The 15,538-nt window shown below is 61.1% G+C and carries 15 protein-coding genes; 11 read left to right on the plus strand and 4 right to left on the minus strand.

Annotation, left to right across the window (positions count from 1 at the left end):
- Positions 1-6: 6 nt before the first annotated feature.
- The 9 genes from mreC to tldD all read left to right on the plus strand — a co-directional run bounded on the left by mreC (position 7) and on the right by tldD (position 10,817).
- Positions 7-897: a rod shape-determining protein MreC gene (gene mreC, locus AB5Y71_RS02085; RefSeq protein ID WP_368170880.1), complete on the plus strand. Its 891-nt coding sequence runs from the start codon at positions 7-9 to the stop codon at positions 895-897.
- Positions 897-1,382: a rod shape-determining protein MreD gene (mreD, locus tag AB5Y71_RS02090; RefSeq protein ID WP_005340054.1), complete on the plus strand. Its 486-nt coding sequence runs from the start codon at positions 897-899 to the stop codon at positions 1,380-1,382. Before mreC ends, mreD begins: the two co-directional genes overlap by 1 nt.
- A gap of 2 nt (positions 1,383-1,384) precedes the next feature.
- On the plus strand, positions 1,385-1,972 hold the full coding sequence (locus AB5Y71_RS02095; protein ID WP_368170881.1) for a nucleoside triphosphate pyrophosphatase: 588 nt from the start codon (positions 1,385-1,387) through the stop codon (positions 1,970-1,972).
- A 95-nt stretch (positions 1,973-2,067) separates the two neighbouring features.
- The gene (gene rng / locus AB5Y71_RS02100) at positions 2,068-3,537 is read left to right on the plus strand and encodes a ribonuclease G (RefSeq protein WP_005340056.1); all 1,470 of its coding nucleotides are present in this window, start codon (positions 2,068-2,070) and stop codon (positions 3,535-3,537) included.
- On the plus strand, positions 3,538-7,431 hold the full coding sequence (locus AB5Y71_RS02105; RefSeq protein WP_368170882.1) for a YhdP family protein: 3,894 nt from the start codon (positions 3,538-3,540) through the stop codon (positions 7,429-7,431). It begins immediately after the preceding gene.
- A 34-nt stretch (positions 7,432-7,465) separates the two neighbouring features.
- Positions 7,466-7,798 carry a Dabb family protein gene (locus AB5Y71_RS02110; RefSeq protein WP_267513579.1) on the plus strand — a complete coding sequence of 111 codons (333 nt, stop codon included), beginning with the start codon at positions 7,466-7,468 and terminating at the stop codon, positions 7,796-7,798.
- Positions 7,795-8,382: a nucleotidyltransferase domain-containing protein gene (locus AB5Y71_RS02115; protein WP_267529248.1), complete on the plus strand. Its 588-nt coding sequence runs from the start codon at positions 7,795-7,797 to the stop codon at positions 8,380-8,382. Before AB5Y71_RS02110 ends, AB5Y71_RS02115 begins: the two co-directional genes overlap by 4 nt.
- A gap of 19 nt (positions 8,383-8,401) precedes the next feature.
- Positions 8,402-9,235 carry a carbon-nitrogen hydrolase family protein gene (locus AB5Y71_RS02120; protein WP_317114471.1) on the plus strand — a complete coding sequence of 278 codons (834 nt, stop codon included), beginning with the start codon at positions 8,402-8,404 and terminating at the stop codon, positions 9,233-9,235.
- Between the two features lie 133 nt (positions 9,236-9,368).
- Positions 9,369-10,817: a metalloprotease TldD gene (gene tldD, locus AB5Y71_RS02125; RefSeq protein WP_026035085.1), complete on the plus strand. Its 1,449-nt coding sequence runs from the start codon at positions 9,369-9,371 to the stop codon at positions 10,815-10,817.
- 132 nt (positions 10,818-10,949) lie between these two features.
- Here the strand turns inward: tldD and AB5Y71_RS02130 are convergent, their stop codons facing one another.
- The 3 genes from AB5Y71_RS02130 to AB5Y71_RS02140 all read right to left on the minus strand — a co-directional run bounded on the left by AB5Y71_RS02130 (position 10,950) and on the right by AB5Y71_RS02140 (position 13,493).
- Positions 10,950-11,153 (minus strand): hypothetical protein, encoded by a 204-nt coding sequence (locus tag AB5Y71_RS02130; protein WP_005340062.1) that lies wholly within the window; start codon positions 11,151-11,153, stop codon positions 10,950-10,952.
- Between the two features lie 159 nt (positions 11,154-11,312).
- Positions 11,313-12,035, minus strand: a complete 723-nt coding sequence (locus AB5Y71_RS02135) for a MarC family NAAT transporter (RefSeq protein WP_005348656.1) — start codon at positions 12,033-12,035, stop codon at positions 11,313-11,315.
- A 138-nt stretch (positions 12,036-12,173) separates the two neighbouring features.
- Positions 12,174-13,493: an MFS transporter gene (locus AB5Y71_RS02140; protein WP_368170883.1), complete on the minus strand. Its 1,320-nt coding sequence runs from the start codon at positions 13,491-13,493 to the stop codon at positions 12,174-12,176.
- Between the two features lie 166 nt (positions 13,494-13,659).
- Here AB5Y71_RS02140 and AB5Y71_RS02145 point away from each other — a divergent pair, with 166 nt between their 5' ends.
- Positions 13,660-14,334 (plus strand): ATP-binding protein, encoded by a 675-nt coding sequence (locus AB5Y71_RS02145; protein WP_368170902.1) that lies wholly within the window; start codon positions 13,660-13,662, stop codon positions 14,332-14,334.
- A gap of 106 nt (positions 14,335-14,440) precedes the next feature.
- Entirely contained in the window at positions 14,441-15,160 is a 720-nt protein-coding gene (gene aphA / locus AB5Y71_RS02150) for an acid phosphatase AphA (RefSeq protein WP_368170884.1), read from the plus strand.
- Between the two features lie 72 nt (positions 15,161-15,232).
- Here the strand turns inward: aphA and AB5Y71_RS02155 are convergent, their stop codons facing one another.
- The gene (locus AB5Y71_RS02155; protein WP_005348674.1) at positions 15,233-15,499 is read right to left on the minus strand and encodes a hypothetical protein; all 267 of its coding nucleotides are present in this window, start codon (positions 15,497-15,499) and stop codon (positions 15,233-15,235) included.
- Positions 15,500-15,538 lie beyond the last annotated feature (39 nt).

The raw sequence follows: 15,538 nt of genomic DNA on the forward strand, positions 1-15,538 counted from the left end.
CGACCCATGAAACCCATTTTTGGTAGAGGCCCTTCGCTTCAGTTACGGTTGTTTCTCGCCGTCATCATCTCCATCGCTGCCATCGTCGCGGATTCCCGCTTCGGTGTGTTTACCCATGTCCGCGTCTACCTCAGTTCGTTAGTCAGTCCCCTGCAATACATGGCCAATGCGCCCGGTACCCTGCTCGACACCATGTCGACCCAGGTGCAGACCCGCGCCGATCTCATCGAGCAGACCAAACAGCAGGAGCAACAGCTGTTTACCCTGCGTGCCCGTCTGCTCAAAATGGATCAGCTGGAACACGAGAACCAGAGGCTGCGTGAGCTGCTCGGTTCGCCGGTGCACAAGGAGTCCCGCAAGATGGTGGCCGAGCTGCTGTCGGTGGATTCCGACCCCTTCAGCCATCAGGTGCTGATCAACAAGGGGGCGCTGGATGGCGTCTACAACGGTCAGGCGGTGATCAACGATCAGGGGGTGATTGGTCAGGTGCTCCACGTGGGCTCCACTACCAGTCGCGTGCTGCTGATCACCGACTCCAGCCACGGCATTCCGGTGCGGGTGCTGCGCAACGACTTGCGCGCCATTGCCTCCGGCAGTGGCGAGCTCGACAAGCTTGAGCTGCGCAACCTGCCGCGCAACACTGATATTCAGGTGGGTGACCTGCTGGTCACCTCGGGCCTTGGTGGTCGTTTCCCGGAAGGTTATCCGGTGGCGACTGTGACCCGCTCCGAGTATGTGGAGGGCAAGCCCTTCGCCCAAGTCGAGGCCAAGCCGCTGGTGGAGCTGGACAGACTGCGTTATCTGCTGCTGCTGTGGACCGACAAGAAGCCTGAAGTACATGATGAGGATGGCGAACGGGCGGCTCCCGCTGCGTCCGCTGTAGGAGCCACCCGCTGATGCTAGAACCCGCCAGCGGCAGGATCTGGATCTGGATCTCGATCCTGCTGGCCTTGAGCCTGTCGATCCTGCCGCTTCCTTTTGAATTTGACCCCTTCCGTCCGGACTGGCTGGCCATGGTGCTCATCTACTGGGCACTGGCCTTGCCGCACCGGACCAACGTCGGCACCGCCTGGGTGGCGGGCCTGCTGCTGGATGTGCTGCTTGGCAGCACCCTAGGCGTGCGGGCGATGGCGATGGCCATCACCACCTATCTGGCGGCCTTCCAGTTCCAGAAGATCCGCAACTTCTCCCTCTGGCAGCAGGCACTGATCATCGGTGGCCTCTCGCTGGTGGGCAAGATGACGGTATTCTGGGCCGAGCATCTGTTCAGCCAGGCCAGTCTCAACTTCTCCTACTTTTGGTCGACGTTGACGACGATGCTAATATGGCCCTGGGTGTTTCTGGTGCTGCGCAAGGTGCGGCGCCGCTTCAATATCAGGTAAATATGAACAAAAACAACGAACCACAACTCTATCTCGCCTCGGCTTCTCCCCGTCGCCGTGAACTGCTAACCCAGATTGGCTACCGCTTCGAGGTGCTGAAACTGGATGTGCCCGAGCAGCGGGAAGAGGGTGAAAAGGCGCAGGATTACGTCTGCCGTCTCGCCCGTGACAAGGCGATGGCGGGCGTGGCGTGTGCGCCGACGGCGTTGCCGGTGCTGGGTGCCGACACCATAGTGGTGCTGGGCGACCGGGTACTGGAGAAACCGTCCGATCTGCTTGATGCCAAAGATATGCTGGAGTCCCTCTCCGGCAAGGTGCATCAGGTGATGACGGCGGTGGCGCTGGCCAACAAGGATCGTTGTGACGTGCGTCTGGTCACCACCAACGTGGCGTTTCGCAAGCTGGACGAGGCCGAGATCGAGGCCTACTGGCAGACCGGTGAGCCCTTTGACAAGGCCGGGGCTTATGGCATTCAGGGTATTGCGGGCAAGTTTGTCAGCCGTATCGAAGGGAGCTATAGCGCCGTGGTCGGCCTGCCCCTGCTGGAGACAGACCTACTGATCAAGCATCATCTGGAACAGCTCAAATAATTTCCCGTCAGCTGTGCTCTGCTGCGTTTCTCCCTTGCGCGCGTTGTACCGGATTGGCTCTATAGAATTCAAAACTGGAACAGGCAAGGTTACTTATGTCGGTAGAACTGCTGGTTAACGTTACCCCCTCCGAAACCCGGGTCGCTCTGGTCGAAAACGGTCTGCTGCAGGAAGTGCATGTAGAACGTCAGGCCAAGCGCGGCATTGTCGGCAATATCTACAAAGGCAAGATCAGTCGGGTGCTGCCCGGTATGCAGGCGGCCTTCGTCGATATCGGCATGGACAAGGCAGCTTTTTTGCACGCCTCTGATATCGTCCCTCACACCGAGTGTGTGGCGGTGAAGGAGAAGGAGCAGTTCCAGGTCGGTAACATCGCCGAGCTGGTGCGGCAGGGGCAGGACATCATGGTGCAGGTGGTGAAAGATCCGCTGGGTACCAAGGGCGCCCGTCTCACTACCGATATCACCTTGCCCTCCCGCTATCTGGTCTTTATGCCGGGTAGCGCCCACGTCGGCGTCTCCCAACGTATCGAGTCCGAAGCGGAACGGGAGCGCCTCAAGCGCACCGTAGCTGGCTATGTGGACGAGCTGGGTGGCTACATCATCCGCACCGCCGCCGAAGGAGTGGGGGAGCAGGAGCTGGAGCAGGATGCCGCCTTCCTGAAGCGTCTGTGGCGCAAGATCCTCGAGCGCAAACAGAAGTATCCACCCTGCAAGATCCTCTACGAGGATCCCAGTCTGGCATTTCGGGTAGTGCGCGACTTTGTCGGCGCCGAGCTCGACAAGATCCGCGTTGACTCGCGCCAGAGCTTCGATCAGCTCAAGCGCTTCACCGAGGAGTACGTGCCTGAGCTGGCCAGCAAGCTGGAGTACTATCCTGGCGAGTCGCCGATCTTCGATCTCTACGACGTGGAGAACGAGATCCAGCGGGCGCTGGAGCGCAAGGTGGAGCTGAAATCCGGCGGCTACCTCATCATCGACCAGACCGAAGCCATGACCACGGTGGATATCAACACCGGCGCCTTCGTCGGCCATCGCAATCTGGAAGAGACCATCTTCAACACCAACGTCGAGGCGACGGCGGCCATCGCCCGTCACCTGCGCCTGCGCAACCTTGGCGGCATCATCATCATCGACTTCATCGATATGCAGTCCGAGGATCACCGCCGTCGGGTGCTGCACAGTCTGGAGCAGGCGTTGTCCAAGGATCGCGCCAAGACCAACGTCAATGGCTTCTCCCAGCTCGGTCTGGTGGAGATGACCCGCAAGCGCACCCGCGAGAGTCTGGAGCATGTGCTCTGCTCCGAGTGCCCCGAGTGCAAGGGACGCGGCCGGGTCAAGACGGTGGAGTCGGTCTGCTTCGAGATCCTGCGGGAGATCATCCGGGTCAATCGTGCCTACGATGCGGATCAGTTCACCGTCTATGCAGCCCCGGCCGTGGCCGACTATCTCCATGGCGAGGAGTCCCACAGTCTGGCGGAGCTGGAAGTGTTTATCGGCAAGCAGGTGCGGGTAGTGAGCGAACCCCTCTGCGGTCAGGAGCAGTTCGACGTGGTGATGATGTAATTGGTCTATCGCTGGCTGAGTCGGGGCTGGTTGGCCCTGGGGGTCCTGTTCGTACTGATGGCCATGCTGGTCACCTTGGTACGGGTCGGGGGCCCTTTGCTGAATCAATATCGGGAGAGTCTGATCCACACTCTGCTGGGTGATTCACAACTCAAGGTCAGCGTGGAGCAAGTGGGGCTGGACTGGACACAGTCCGGGCCCGCCCTCGAACTGCAGCAACTCGCCATCGCCCCGGATTCGGGGCGTTTTACCGTACAGCTCGGCAAAGCCTGGGTGCATCTCGACTTCTGGCGCACCATTAACGAGCTAAAGCCGGTGTTTGGCGAGCTGATCCTGAGCGATGGCGATATCACCATCGACTTGCGCCAACCGGCTGACGAGAGCCCCTCCGGCGATCCCCAGCAGGGCGCCCTGCTGCGCTTTCTGCTGACCCAGCTCTCCACCTTCGATGTGCACAACACCCGCCTCAGCGTCACCACCTCCCTCGGTGATCTGCGCGCCCTCGACATCGCCCAACTGCGCTGGCAGAACCGTGGCAAGCGCCATCAGGGGGTCGGCAAGGCTTACCTCATCAACGGGGTGGGCGAGAGCACCCTCGATCTGATTCTGGATGTAGACGCCCCGACTGCCCGGCTCGATCGCCTCAAGGGTCAGCTCTATCTGGGGGCCCGCCAGCTCGATATCACCCCGACCCTGGCCAAAATCCATGCGGGCGAACCCAAGGTTGCCGGTCAGCTCGACTTCCAGCTCTGGAGCGAGTTTGACAGCGGCAAGCTGGGCAATACCCTGCTGGCGTTTGGCAACAACTACCTGATCTGGAAGGATCCCAAGAAAGGGGAGATGCACCGTTTCGGTCTCGATGGCGGCAAGATCCAGCTGCGCCGTGAGGGCACCGACTGGCAACTGGCCAGCCATAACGTCACCTTCAAGCTGGATGGCAAACCCTGGTTGCAGAGCCGCTTGCAACTCGAACGGATCGGGGATCGGGTGCAGGGCTATCTGCCCAGCATAGAGTTCGACAAGATCACCCAGATCAGTCAGCTGGTCTCGGCGCTCTACCCCACACTCTGCGAGACCCTGCGCCAGACCAATCCGCAGGGTTCGGTGCAGGATCTGACGCTGCTGGCCAATGCCGACTGGCAGGATCTCTCCCTCAGTGGCCGCTTCAGCAAGGTGCGCCTCAAGGCCTGGCAGGATATACCCGGGATGAAGGATCTCAACGGCGAGTTCTGGCTTACCCCGACCGGCGGTAGCGCCAGATTGGCGCTGGCGAACGACAAGGTGGATCCCGCCCGTCACTTCAAGATGCCGATCCCGGTCGACCACTTCTCGGCCCGTCTCGACTGGTGGCGTGAGGAACAGGGCTGGGTGCTCTACGGGCAGGATATCGCGCTGGATAACCCGGATCTGACCCTGGCCAGCCGTTTCCGCCTCGATCTGTTCGAGCACCCTTTCCTGGCCCTGACCGGCCGCATCGATGTGAAGAATGCGGGCCATGCGGATCGCTACTTCCCGCTGCAGGCGATGGACAAGGGGCTGGTGGATTACCTGAGCGGCGCCATCAAGGGGGGCAAGGCCAAGGGGGCCGACCTGCTCTGGTATGGCGAGTTCAGGGACTTTCCCTACGACAACGGCAAGGGCATCTTCCAGGTGGCGGTGCCGCTGGAGCAGGCCACCTACGAGTTCTTCCCCGGTTGGCAACCGCTCACCGACCTGCAGATCGATCTCTTGTTCCAGAATGCCGGCCTCGATATGCGCAGCCGATCCACCAAACTCGGCAAGGCGAGCTCCGACTCGGTGCATGCCTGGATCCCGGATCTCTCCCCGGGTGCCCACCTCTATGTGGATGCCAAGGTGCAGGGGGAGGGCAAGGCCATCAGCGACTACCTGCAGGACTCCCCGCTGGGCAGTTCGGTGGGACAGGCGCTGCGGGAGATCGAGATCCGTGGCCCGATGGCCGGTTCGGTCAAGCTCGATATTCCTCTCGATGGCGAGAGCGAGGTGAAGGCGAGCGGCGATGCCACCTTCAGCAACAACAAGGTGCGGGTCGCCAGTCTGGATCTGCCGCTGGAGAAGGTGCAGGGGCGCCTCGAATATGACAACGAACAGACCCGCTTCAGCAACCTCAAGGCGAGCCTGTGGAACCAGCCGCTGACCCTCGACTATCAGGGGCGCCAGCATCCGGATCACTATCAGGTCGACCTCGATTTCAAGGGGCAGTGGGATAGTCGCCGCCAGCCCGCTGCCATCTCCTCGTACGGTATCCTCAACGGCCGCAGCAACTGGGGCGGCAAGCTCGGGTTGACCCTGCCCGAGAGCAAGCCGTTCAGCTTTCAGCTGGCGCTCGACTCCAACTTGCAGGGGATGGGGCTGGATCTGCCGCTGCCGCTGGCCAAGAGCAGTGCCAGCCGGCTGCCGCTCAAGGTGATCGCCCGTGGCCGGGATGGCAGCGCCGACATTCGCGCCGTGCTGGGGGCCGATGTGGATATGCAGACCCGACTGGTCTACGGCGAAGGGGTGCCTTATCTCAGTAGGGTGCGGGTCGATATAGGCCAGCCTGGCGCCCGGGTAATGCGCGATGCCCCCATGCTGCTTGCCATCAACCAGCAGGAGGCCGATGTCGGTGGCTGGCTGGCCAGACTCAAGCAGTGGTTGCCAGCGCAGAACCAGACCGGCAATGCGGTGGTTGGCCCGGCCTTTCTGCCGCAGGAGTGGTGGGTGGATGGACAGCTGGCTCGCGCCTATATCGGCAGTGCCACCCTCAAGGCGGCGCGTTTCACCGTGGGGCCGACCAATCAGGCGACCGAGGTGATGATCGACAGCCCCGATGTGATGGGGGTGATCCGCCTGCCTGCAGTAGCCAATCGTCCGGTGGATGCCAAGTTTGCCCGTATCTACTGGTCCGGCAAGAGTTCGGATCTCAGCCCGGATCCCGATGCCAGGCAGGACAACGCCATCATGGCATCCATCCCCTGGTTGAAGGTGAGTTGTGTCGATTGCCGCTTTGGCGAGCTACCTCTTGGTGAAGTGAAAGGGGAGCTGGTGCACGGCGCCAACAAGGTGACACTTAAGGGGCTGGATGTGCGGCTGGCGGGGAGTCAGCTCACCGGCAGCGTCGACTGGCTGGCCGATGGCAACCGGATGCAGACCCGCGCCCGTGGCAAGCTGACCAGCAACAACAGCGAGCTACTGCTCAAGCGGCTCGGCTACACCTCGCCCATCGGCGATGCCCCCGGCTCCCTCGCTTTTGATCTGAACTGGCAGGATGTGCCCTATCGCCCGAGCCTGCCGACTCTGGGGGGAAGTGCCAACTATCAGCTGGAGGGCGGCACCCTGCGGGAGGTCAACGACAAGGGGGCGCGACTGCTCTCCCTGCTCAGCCTCGATTCCCTGCTGCGCAAGCTGCGGCTCGATTTTCGCGATGTGTTCGACAAGGGCTTCTATTTCGAATCCATGTCCGCCTCTGCCACCATCAAGCAGGGGCAGGTCAGCAACGATGATTTCTATATGAAGGGGGCGGCAGGCAACCTGCGCGGCGAGGGGATCGCCGATCTGGTGCGCTGGCGGCTCGACTACGAGCTGAGTTTTTCCCCCAATCTGGGGGGCACCCTGCCGGTGGTGGCGGCTTTCTCCATCACGCCGGTCACGGGTCTCTATGTGCTGGCCCTCTCCAAACTGCTGGAGCCGGTAGTGGATGTGGTGACCCGCATCGATTTTCGCATCTCGGGCCCGCTCGACGCACCCAAGCTGATCGAGGCGGGGCGCGATCGCGCGCGCATCAAGCTCAACCAGCAGCAGAAAGAGGCGGTAGATGCCGTTGCCCCCAGCCTGCCGACCCAAGAGGTGACCCCTTTCCTGCTGAGCCCCAAACACGCAGGGCCCGCTCAGCGCTGAACGAGCGGCCCGGCACCATCACAAGGAGTGAGCCATGATCCGACATATCCTGCTGATCGCCTTCAAGCCGGACACCCAGCCTGCCCGGATAGATGCGGTGCGTACCGCCTTTCTCGCCATTCCCCATCAGGTCAGCGGCGTGACCGCCGTGGAGTGGGGGGAGAATGACAGCCCGGAGGGGAGGGATGATGGCTTTACCCACAGCGTGCTGATGACCTTCGCCGACGAAGCAGCCCGCCAGCGCTATCTGCCCCATCCTGATCACGATGCCCTCAAGGCCATCTTCCGTCCGGTGCTGGAGCGCATCATAGTGCTGGATTACACCCTGCAGGCGGGGGATCGGGTTGTGTCAGAGGGGCCGTTATGATGGTGGATGAGCACTGGGCTGCCATCCCGCCACTGCAGCGCGCACTGCTGGAGTCGGTTATGAAACATGGCGCAGCCCATCCTGCGATTGATGCCGGGGTAGTAGTTGGGTCGCTCGCCAAGGGCAAGGCAGACCGGGTATCCGATGTCGATCTCTTGCTGCTGGCCGAGCCCGGCTTCCATAAGCAGGGAGACGAACTGGTGCGCACCATTGTGGGGGATCGGCCCATCTTTCACTGCTGGCAAGGAAGACATGAAGAGGTCTGTTCATACTGGCGCTTCATATTTCTCGACATGTCCAGCATCGAGATCCACATCCTTGATCGGGGGGCTGAGTTCCCCCTTGCCAAACCTTATTTGCCACTGTTCGATAAAACTTCCTCCCTTGATGCGCTTGAGGTATCTGGCACTGCCCCAAGCCATTGGGACTTTCCTGCCTATATGGCCGAAGGAGATGGTCTGGTTTGGGAGTTGTTCGATTGCCTCAAATGGGCGGAGCGGGGGCAGCGGGGATTGGTCCGGCATCATCTTCGCAAGCTGCTGGCCGAGATGGATAAAGACCCGAATATTGTGGATCGCGATTAATACGGACAAGGAGAACGTCATGTGGTTAGCCGCAATACAGCTGGTATCTGGCCGTCACTGGCAGGATAACCGGGAGCAGATCGCCGCTGAACTGGCGGCCTTGCCCAAAGAGCGGCCGCTGCTGGTGCTGCTGCCGGAGAACTTTGCCCTGTTTGGCGAACGGCAAGGCTATCTGGATGGTGCCGAGGCAATCGGCTCCGATCCCAGCGCCGATCTGAGCGGAGCAACGCCCATTCAGCAACAACTGGCCGAATGGGCCCGCGATTACGGCATCTGGCTGGTGGCCGGGGCTATGCCGACCACCATCGCAGGTTCCGACCATATCCACACCAGCTCGCTGGTGTTTGACCCAAGCGGTGAGCTCAGGGGCCACTACCACAAGATCCACCTGTTCGACGTGGATGTGGCGGACAATCACGGTCGCTACCGTGAGTCGGAGACATTCAGCCCGGGGGCGGCGCCTGTGTTGGTGGACTCTCCCTTTGGTCCCCTCGGCCTCTCGATCTGTTATGATCTGCGCTTTCCCGAGCTCTACCGTCAGTTGGCCCGTGCCGGTGCCCGCGTGCTGCTGGTGCCTGCCGCCTTTACCGCCGTGACCGGCGAGGCGCACTGGGAGCCGCTGCTGCGGGCCCGCGCCATCGAAAACCAGTGCTACGTAGTCGCGGCCAATCAGGGCGGCACTCACGAAACGGGGCGCCAGACCTGGGGCCACAGCATGGTGATCGACCCCTGGGGCCGAGTGCTGGCGAGCAAAGAGTGCGGGCGCGGCACAGTGCTGGCGAAGATGGAGCCCGGGCTTATCGACGAATTGAAACGCACCATGCCAGTGTTGCAACACGCCCGTTTGCTCTGATGGTGTGGTGAAAAATTGAAACGCAGCCGTTTGTCCGTGCTGGAGCATGCCCGTTTGTTGTGATGGTGTGGCTTGTCGCCAACCCGTCGGCAAGACGATTTAAAACAGCTCGCTACGAGAGTGGAGAAGAAGATTGAGTCTATTGAGCCAGGTTAGTGCCTCCCTGTTGGCCCCGAACGACCTCGATGAAGGGCGCCTGCAGCAGCTGCTCGGCAGCCTGATGAGTCATCAGGTGGAGTTCGGCGATCTCTATTTCCAGCGCAGCTGGCACGAGTCCTGGATGCTGGAAGATGGCATCGTCAAGGATGGCAGCTACAACATCGATCAGGGGGTCGGAGTGCGCGCCGTCAGCGGTGAGAAGACCGGTTTCGCTTACTCGGACGAGCTGAGCCTGCTGGCGCTGCAACAGTCGGTGACTGCCGCTCGCGGCATCGCCGCAGCAGGTGCTCACGGCAAGGTGAAGGCATGGGCTCGTACCGAAGCGAACCTGCTCTATCCGGCCATGGATCCGCTGCAGACCCTCGACAAGCACCAGAAGATTGCCCTGCTGGAGCAGATGGACAAGTTCGCCAGGAGTCTGGATCCCGCCATCAATCAGGTGATGGCCTCCATCAGCGGCGTCTACGAAGAGGTGCTGGTGGCCGCGACCGACGGCACCTTGGCCGCCGATGTGCGTCCGCTGGTGCGTCTGTCGGTGACCGTGATCGCCGAGAAGGGCGATCGCCGCGAGCGTGGCAGTGCCGGTGGCGGCGGGCGCTTTGGTTACGACTGGTTCCTCGAACTGGACGGGCTGGAGAGCCGCGCCTTTGGCTATGTGCGTGAAGCTGTGCGTCAGGCACTGGTCAACCTGGAAGCCATCGACGCGCCAGCCGGTACCATGCCAGTGGTGCTGGGCTCCGGCTGGCCCGGCGTGCTGCTGCACGAGGCGGTGGGCCACGGTCTGGAGGGGGATTTCAACCGCAAGGGATCTTCCGCGTTTGCCGGCCGCATCGGCGAGCAGGTGGCCTCCAAACACTGCACCATCGTCGATGACGGCACCCTGCCGGGTCGGCGCGGCTCAGTCTCCATCGATGACGAGGGGACGCCGGGGGGCTACAACGTGCTGATCGAGAACGGCATCCTCAAGGGCTATCTGCAGGACAAGCAGAACGCCCGCCTGATGGGGGTGCCGCTCACCGGCAACGGTCGCCGCGAATCCTACGCCGCCATGCCGATGCCGCGTATGACCAACACCTACATGCTGGCGGGTCAGTACGATCCGGCCGAGATCATCGCCTCGGTGAAGAAGGGCATTTATGCTCCCAACTTCGGTGGCGGCCAGGTGGACATCACCTCCGGCAAGTTTGTCTTCTCCGCCTCCGAGGCTTATCTCATCGAGGATGGCAAGATCACCGCTCCCATCAAGGGCGCGACCCTGATCGGCAATGGCCCTGAGGCGATGAGCCAGGTCTCCATGGTGGGTAGCGACCTTGCGCTGGATCGCGGGGTTGGCATTTGCGGCAAGGAGGGGCAGAGCGTGCCGGTCGGTGTCGGCCAACCCACTCTCAAACTGGATCAGCTCACCGTGGGTGGCACGTCGTAGGTTTGGGTTAGCCGCGTAGCGGCGTAACCCGACGCATTCAAACCCCGGCTCTTGCCGGGGTTTTGCTATTCAGGGAACCACATACAACAAAAAGCCCCGGTCGTTGGACCGGGGCTGGCGGGTTATTCGGTATCAGTTGACGGATATGGCGCGGGCGTCGATGAAATAGCGAGCGTTACCCTGTTTGTCGATCTGGATTTTGGCAACCAGCTGCTCTTGATCTTTATATTCCCAGCGTTGCTCGATCTTGGCGAGGGATGGGCTCGCAATCCCAACCACGTTCAGGTACTCGTGAAACAGGCTATGGCTCCCTATTTCGGTCAGCATCTTGTCCATCTGCATACTCTCCTGAAGTTGAGTGGGTATTCATCAACAAACCTATCAGCGTCCATCTGAATAAAGTCTGTATGAAAAACAAATTAACTAATTTGTGTGTCAATAACATGATCAGGGACAAGATCAGTGCAGATCGTCAGGGACTTTTTGATACCGTTTTCAATCAGAGCCGGTGGGCTTCTGCGGCAACTGATCAAACGTGCCGGAAGCCTTTGGTAGCGCCGGTGCGGTTTGCACGGTCTGGCCGCCGTGGAATACCGGATCCTGTGCCACTTCCTTGATGCCGTTGATGCAAAACTGCATACCCATGCAGACCAGCAGGAAGCCCATGATGCGGGTCATGGCGTCGATGCCGGTGGCGCCCAGGATCTTGCAGACCGGATCCGCCAGCTTCAATACTCCCCAGCTGATCAGGCTCATCAGGGCAAACGCCGTTACCACACCGGCGTAGATGGTGAGGCGGTTGTACTCGTCAGGCAGCTCGGCAATCTGGGCTGCACCGCTTATTACCAGCGCCATGGTGCCCGGCCCGCACATGCTGGGCATGGTGAGCGGTACGAAGGCGATGCTCTGGTTGATATCGACCCCGCTCTGCTGACTGGGGGCGGGGAACAGCATGCGAAAACCGATAAAGCCGATGATGAGGCCACCGGCCAGGCGCAAGCCCGGAATGGAGATCCCGAACAGATCCAGGATCGAGGATCCGATAAAGAAGGTGATGCAGAGGGTGCAGAACAGATAGATGGCGGCCAGATTGACCTGACGGCGCACGTGTTCGCGCGACATCCCCTTGCTCAGTCCCAGCAGCAGGGTGGCCGTGGTGGGCGGGTTGACCATGGGCAGCAGCGCCAGCAAGGTGAGTAATACGACCTGAAAGAACATCTTGAGCCTCGGATAAAGAGTTGGAAGCCATGGGGCAACGCGGGTGGCAGGCCCCAGAGGGAGGCTATCTTATGCTGGCGAAACTGAACATAAGCAGTACAAAAAAGCCCCGGCATCTGCCGGGGCTTGTTGTTCGGGTCAGGCCGCTTGCGGTGCCTGCTGTTGCCGGATGGCCCGTTGCTGGAACCAGAGCCAGAGACCGATGACGAAACCCAGCACCGACAGGCTCACCACATAGTGGGAGGGGGCCAGCATGTCGCTCTTCATCCAGAGGGTCACCGCCATCGGGGTGAGGCCGCCGAAGATGGCGTAGGCCACGTTGTAGGAGAACGACAGACCGGAGAAACGCACCACCGGCGGGAAGGCGTTGACCATCACGTAAGGCACGGCGCCGACAATCCCGACCGCAAAGCCCGCCAGCATGTAGAGCGGCACCAGCTGGCTCGTGCCGGCCGCCAGACCGTGATAGAAGGCGTAGCTGGAGCCCGCCAGCAGCAGGGAGCCGAACATGAAGGTGAGACCGCTGCCCAGCAGGTCGATCAGTCGACCATAGACGATGCAGCCGAGGGTCAGGGCAACGATCGCCAGCGAGTTGGCGGTCAGGGCGTCGGCCGGGCTGATGCCATAGACCTTCTGCAGATAGGTGGGGGTCATCAGGATCACCACCACGATACCGGCGGAGAGCAGCCAGGTGAGCAGCATGGAGACCACCACGCTGCTCTTGTGGTTGCGCAGTACCGACTTGAGGGGGAGCTCATCGGCCAGGGTCTTGTTGGCTTTCATCTCGGCGAAGACCGGGGTCTCGTGCAACCAGCGACGCAGGTACATGGCGACGATGCCGAAGATACCGCCCAGCAGGAAGGGCACTCGCCAGCCCCACTCGCTCACTTCGGCTGGTGTCAGGCTCTTGTTGACCGCAGTGGCGATGAGGGAGCCAAGCAGGATGCCGGCCGTCAATCCCGCCGTGAGCGTGCCGCAGGCGACCCCGACTCGACGGGCAGGGACGTGCTCGGCGACAAACACCCAAGCGCCCGGCACTTCACCGCCGATGGCGGCGCCTTGCAGGATCCGCAGTCCCAGCAGGGCGATGGGGGCGCCGATACCGAGCACCGCATAGGTGGGCAGCAGACCGATCAACAGGGTCGGCAGCGCCATCATGATGATGCTGAGGGTGAACATCCGCTTGCGACCGATGAGATCGCCAAAGTGTGCCATGATGATGCCGCCAAGCGGGCGGGCCAGATAACCGGCTGCGAAGATGCCGAAGGTCTGGAACTGGCGCAGCCACTCGGGAATATCTGCCGGGAAGAACAGCTCGCCGATGACCACGGCGAAGAAGACGAAGATGATGAAGTCGTAAAACTCCAGCGCGCCGCCGAGGGCAGCCAGGCTCAGGGTTTTGTAATCCTGTCGATTGAGGGGGCGGGCGTGATCGTGCTGTTGTGTGCTTGTGGTCATATCCGTATGTTTCCCATCGGTTTTTTTAGTTATTGTCACCCCGTGCAAGGGGCATATACAGGTGATCGAGAGTATGCTGCCTGCCTCTTGTGTGTAAATCGCGCAATTCGCAACACTGTCTTGCATCTTTTTGGGGCAATCCGAATGCCCCGCTGGCGGAGGAATGATGGAAAAGAAACGGGTACTGCTCTCCTGGAGCAGCGGCAAGGATTGCGCATGGGCACTGCATCAGTTGCGGCAAGATCCCGCCATTGAGGTGGTGGGGCTGTTTACCACCCTCAATCAGGCATTCGAGCGGGTGGCGATGCACGGGGTGCGCAAGCAGCTGTTGACCGAGCAGGCCGCCTGTGTCGGGCTGCCCCTCATCACCATCGATCTGCCCTGGCCCTGCAGCAACGAGGATTACGCCCGCATCATGACCGGCTTTATCGCTGATGTGGTGGCAAAGGGGATCTGCCATATGGCCTTTGGCGACTTGTTCCTCGAGGATGTGCGCGCCTACCGTGAAAAGCAGCTGGCAGGTACCGGCATCGAACCACTATTCCCGCTGTGGGGCAGCAATACCCGTGAACTGGCGCCGCAGATGGTGGCCGCTGGGTTGAAGGCGCGGATCAGTGCTCTCGACCCGAACAAGCTGGATGCCAGCCTGGGTGGCCATGACTTTGACGAGGCACTGCTGGCGGCGTTGCCGGAGGGGGTCGATCCGTGCGGCGAGAACGGCGAGTTTCACACCCTGGCCTATGATGGCCCCATGTTCTCCCGTCCGCTCGGCATTCGGGTCGGCGAGACAGTGCTGCGCGATGGTTTTGTCTTTACCGATCTGCTGCCAATCGAAGATTAATTATCGGGCGTCAAATGCTCCCTTTTGCTGGAGCATTCACAGATTTGAGGGGCGGGATGGGGGCACTATTGGCCCCCTCTTTTGCTTGAAGATGACAACCTGCCTTATGAAACACTTCTCTCGTCCGGCGCTGCTTGCTTCCTTGCTGGCTGCCGCCCTTGCTCTGCCTGCCGTGGCAGGTCAAGCCGCAACCGTTCAGCCGATCCCTGCCGGTGTCACCACCGTCACCCTGGCCCAGCAGGCGCCGATCCACTGGGTATCAGTGGAGCAGATTGCCAAGAGTCTGGATGGCCTGCCCCCGATGGCGGTCGGGTTTGATATCGACGATACCCTGCTCTTCTCCAGCCCGGGCTTTTATCGCGGCAAGCAGGAGTTCTCCCCCAACGACGAGAGCTACCTGAAGAACCCTGCCTTCTGGGAGAAGATGAACAATGGCTGGGATGCGTTCAGCATGCCGAAAGAGGTGGGCAAGGCACTCATCGCCATGCATCTCAAGCGCGGTGACCACATCTATTTCGTCACCGGCCGCTCGGCCACCAAGACCGAAACTGTGAGCCAGACCTTGCAGCAGACCATGAATATTCCGGCCGACAAGCTCAATCCGGTGATCTTCGCCGGTGATCAGCCGGGCCAGAACACCAAAGTGCAATGGCTCAAGAATAAGCAGATGAAGCTGTTCTACGGCGACGCCGATGGGGATATCAAGGCGGCGCAGGAGGTCGGCATTCGCGGCATTCGTCTGCTGCGGGCCGCCAACTCCAGCTATCGGCCACTGCCGTTGGCAGGGGCGCTGGGGGAAGAGGTGATCATCAACTCCCAGTTCTGATCCGGAGTGGATCCATGCAAAAGGGCGGGGCCATTGGCACCCGCCCTTTTTGCATCTGTCATCCAGCTCGGGTCAGTCGTCTGCCCACGGCATCTCGGGCAGGCTGTCGAGGAACTCGCCGTAACGGGTCAGATTGAAGGGGCCCTGATCAGCTTCCATTGCCATCAGCTCGGCCCCGAGGGCGCAGGCGATATATTGCAGCGCCTCTTCTCGCGGGGTGCCCTTCATTACCAGCCGCATCAGGGTCGCCTTCACATGGGGAGGGTGACCATCGTTGAGCTGGTTCTCCACCATCTCCAGCAGCGCGTCTTCATCAAAAAATTCCTGAGTGTCGTTCATGGGATATCCGCAACAGTGAATGTGGCGGCCAGTATAGCC

Origin of the sequence: Aeromonas sp. R9-2, from assembly GCF_040908025.1 — a bacterium.
Lineage (GTDB): Bacteria > Pseudomonadota > Gammaproteobacteria > Enterobacterales > Aeromonadaceae > Aeromonas > Aeromonas veronii.

Coding starts and splice junctions, on each gene's coding strand:
- AB5Y71_RS02095 (WP_368170881.1), top strand. CDS start 1,385: ATGAACAAAAACAACGAACCACAACTCTATCTCGCCTCGGCTTCTCCC.
- AB5Y71_RS02115 (WP_267529248.1), top strand. CDS start 7,795: ATGATGGTGGATGAGCACTGGGCTGCCATCCCGCCACTGCAGCGCGCA.
- AB5Y71_RS02140 (WP_368170883.1), bottom strand. CDS start 13,493: ATGACCACAAGCACACAACAGCACGATCACGCCCGCCCCCTCAATCGA.
- AB5Y71_RS02135 (WP_005348656.1), bottom strand. CDS start 12,035: ATGTTCTTTCAGGTCGTATTACTCACCTTGCTGGCGCTGCTGCCCATG.
- rng (WP_005340056.1), top strand. CDS start 2,068: ATGTCGGTAGAACTGCTGGTTAACGTTACCCCCTCCGAAACCCGGGTC.
- mreD (WP_005340054.1), top strand. CDS start 897: ATGCTAGAACCCGCCAGCGGCAGGATCTGGATCTGGATCTCGATCCTG.
- AB5Y71_RS02130 (WP_005340062.1), bottom strand. CDS start 11,153: ATGGACAAGATGCTGACCGAAATAGGGAGCCATAGCCTGTTTCACGAG.
- aphA (WP_368170884.1), top strand. CDS start 14,441: ATGAAACACTTCTCTCGTCCGGCGCTGCTTGCTTCCTTGCTGGCTGCC.
- AB5Y71_RS02110 (WP_267513579.1), top strand. CDS start 7,466: ATGATCCGACATATCCTGCTGATCGCCTTCAAGCCGGACACCCAGCCT.
- AB5Y71_RS02145 (WP_368170902.1), top strand. CDS start 13,660: ATGGAAAAGAAACGGGTACTGCTCTCCTGGAGCAGCGGCAAGGATTGC.
- AB5Y71_RS02120 (WP_317114471.1), top strand. CDS start 8,402: ATGTGGTTAGCCGCAATACAGCTGGTATCTGGCCGTCACTGGCAGGAT.
- AB5Y71_RS02155 (WP_005348674.1), bottom strand. CDS start 15,499: ATGAACGACACTCAGGAATTTTTTGATGAAGACGCGCTGCTGGAGATG.
- mreC (WP_368170880.1), top strand. CDS start 7: ATGAAACCCATTTTTGGTAGAGGCCCTTCGCTTCAGTTACGGTTGTTT.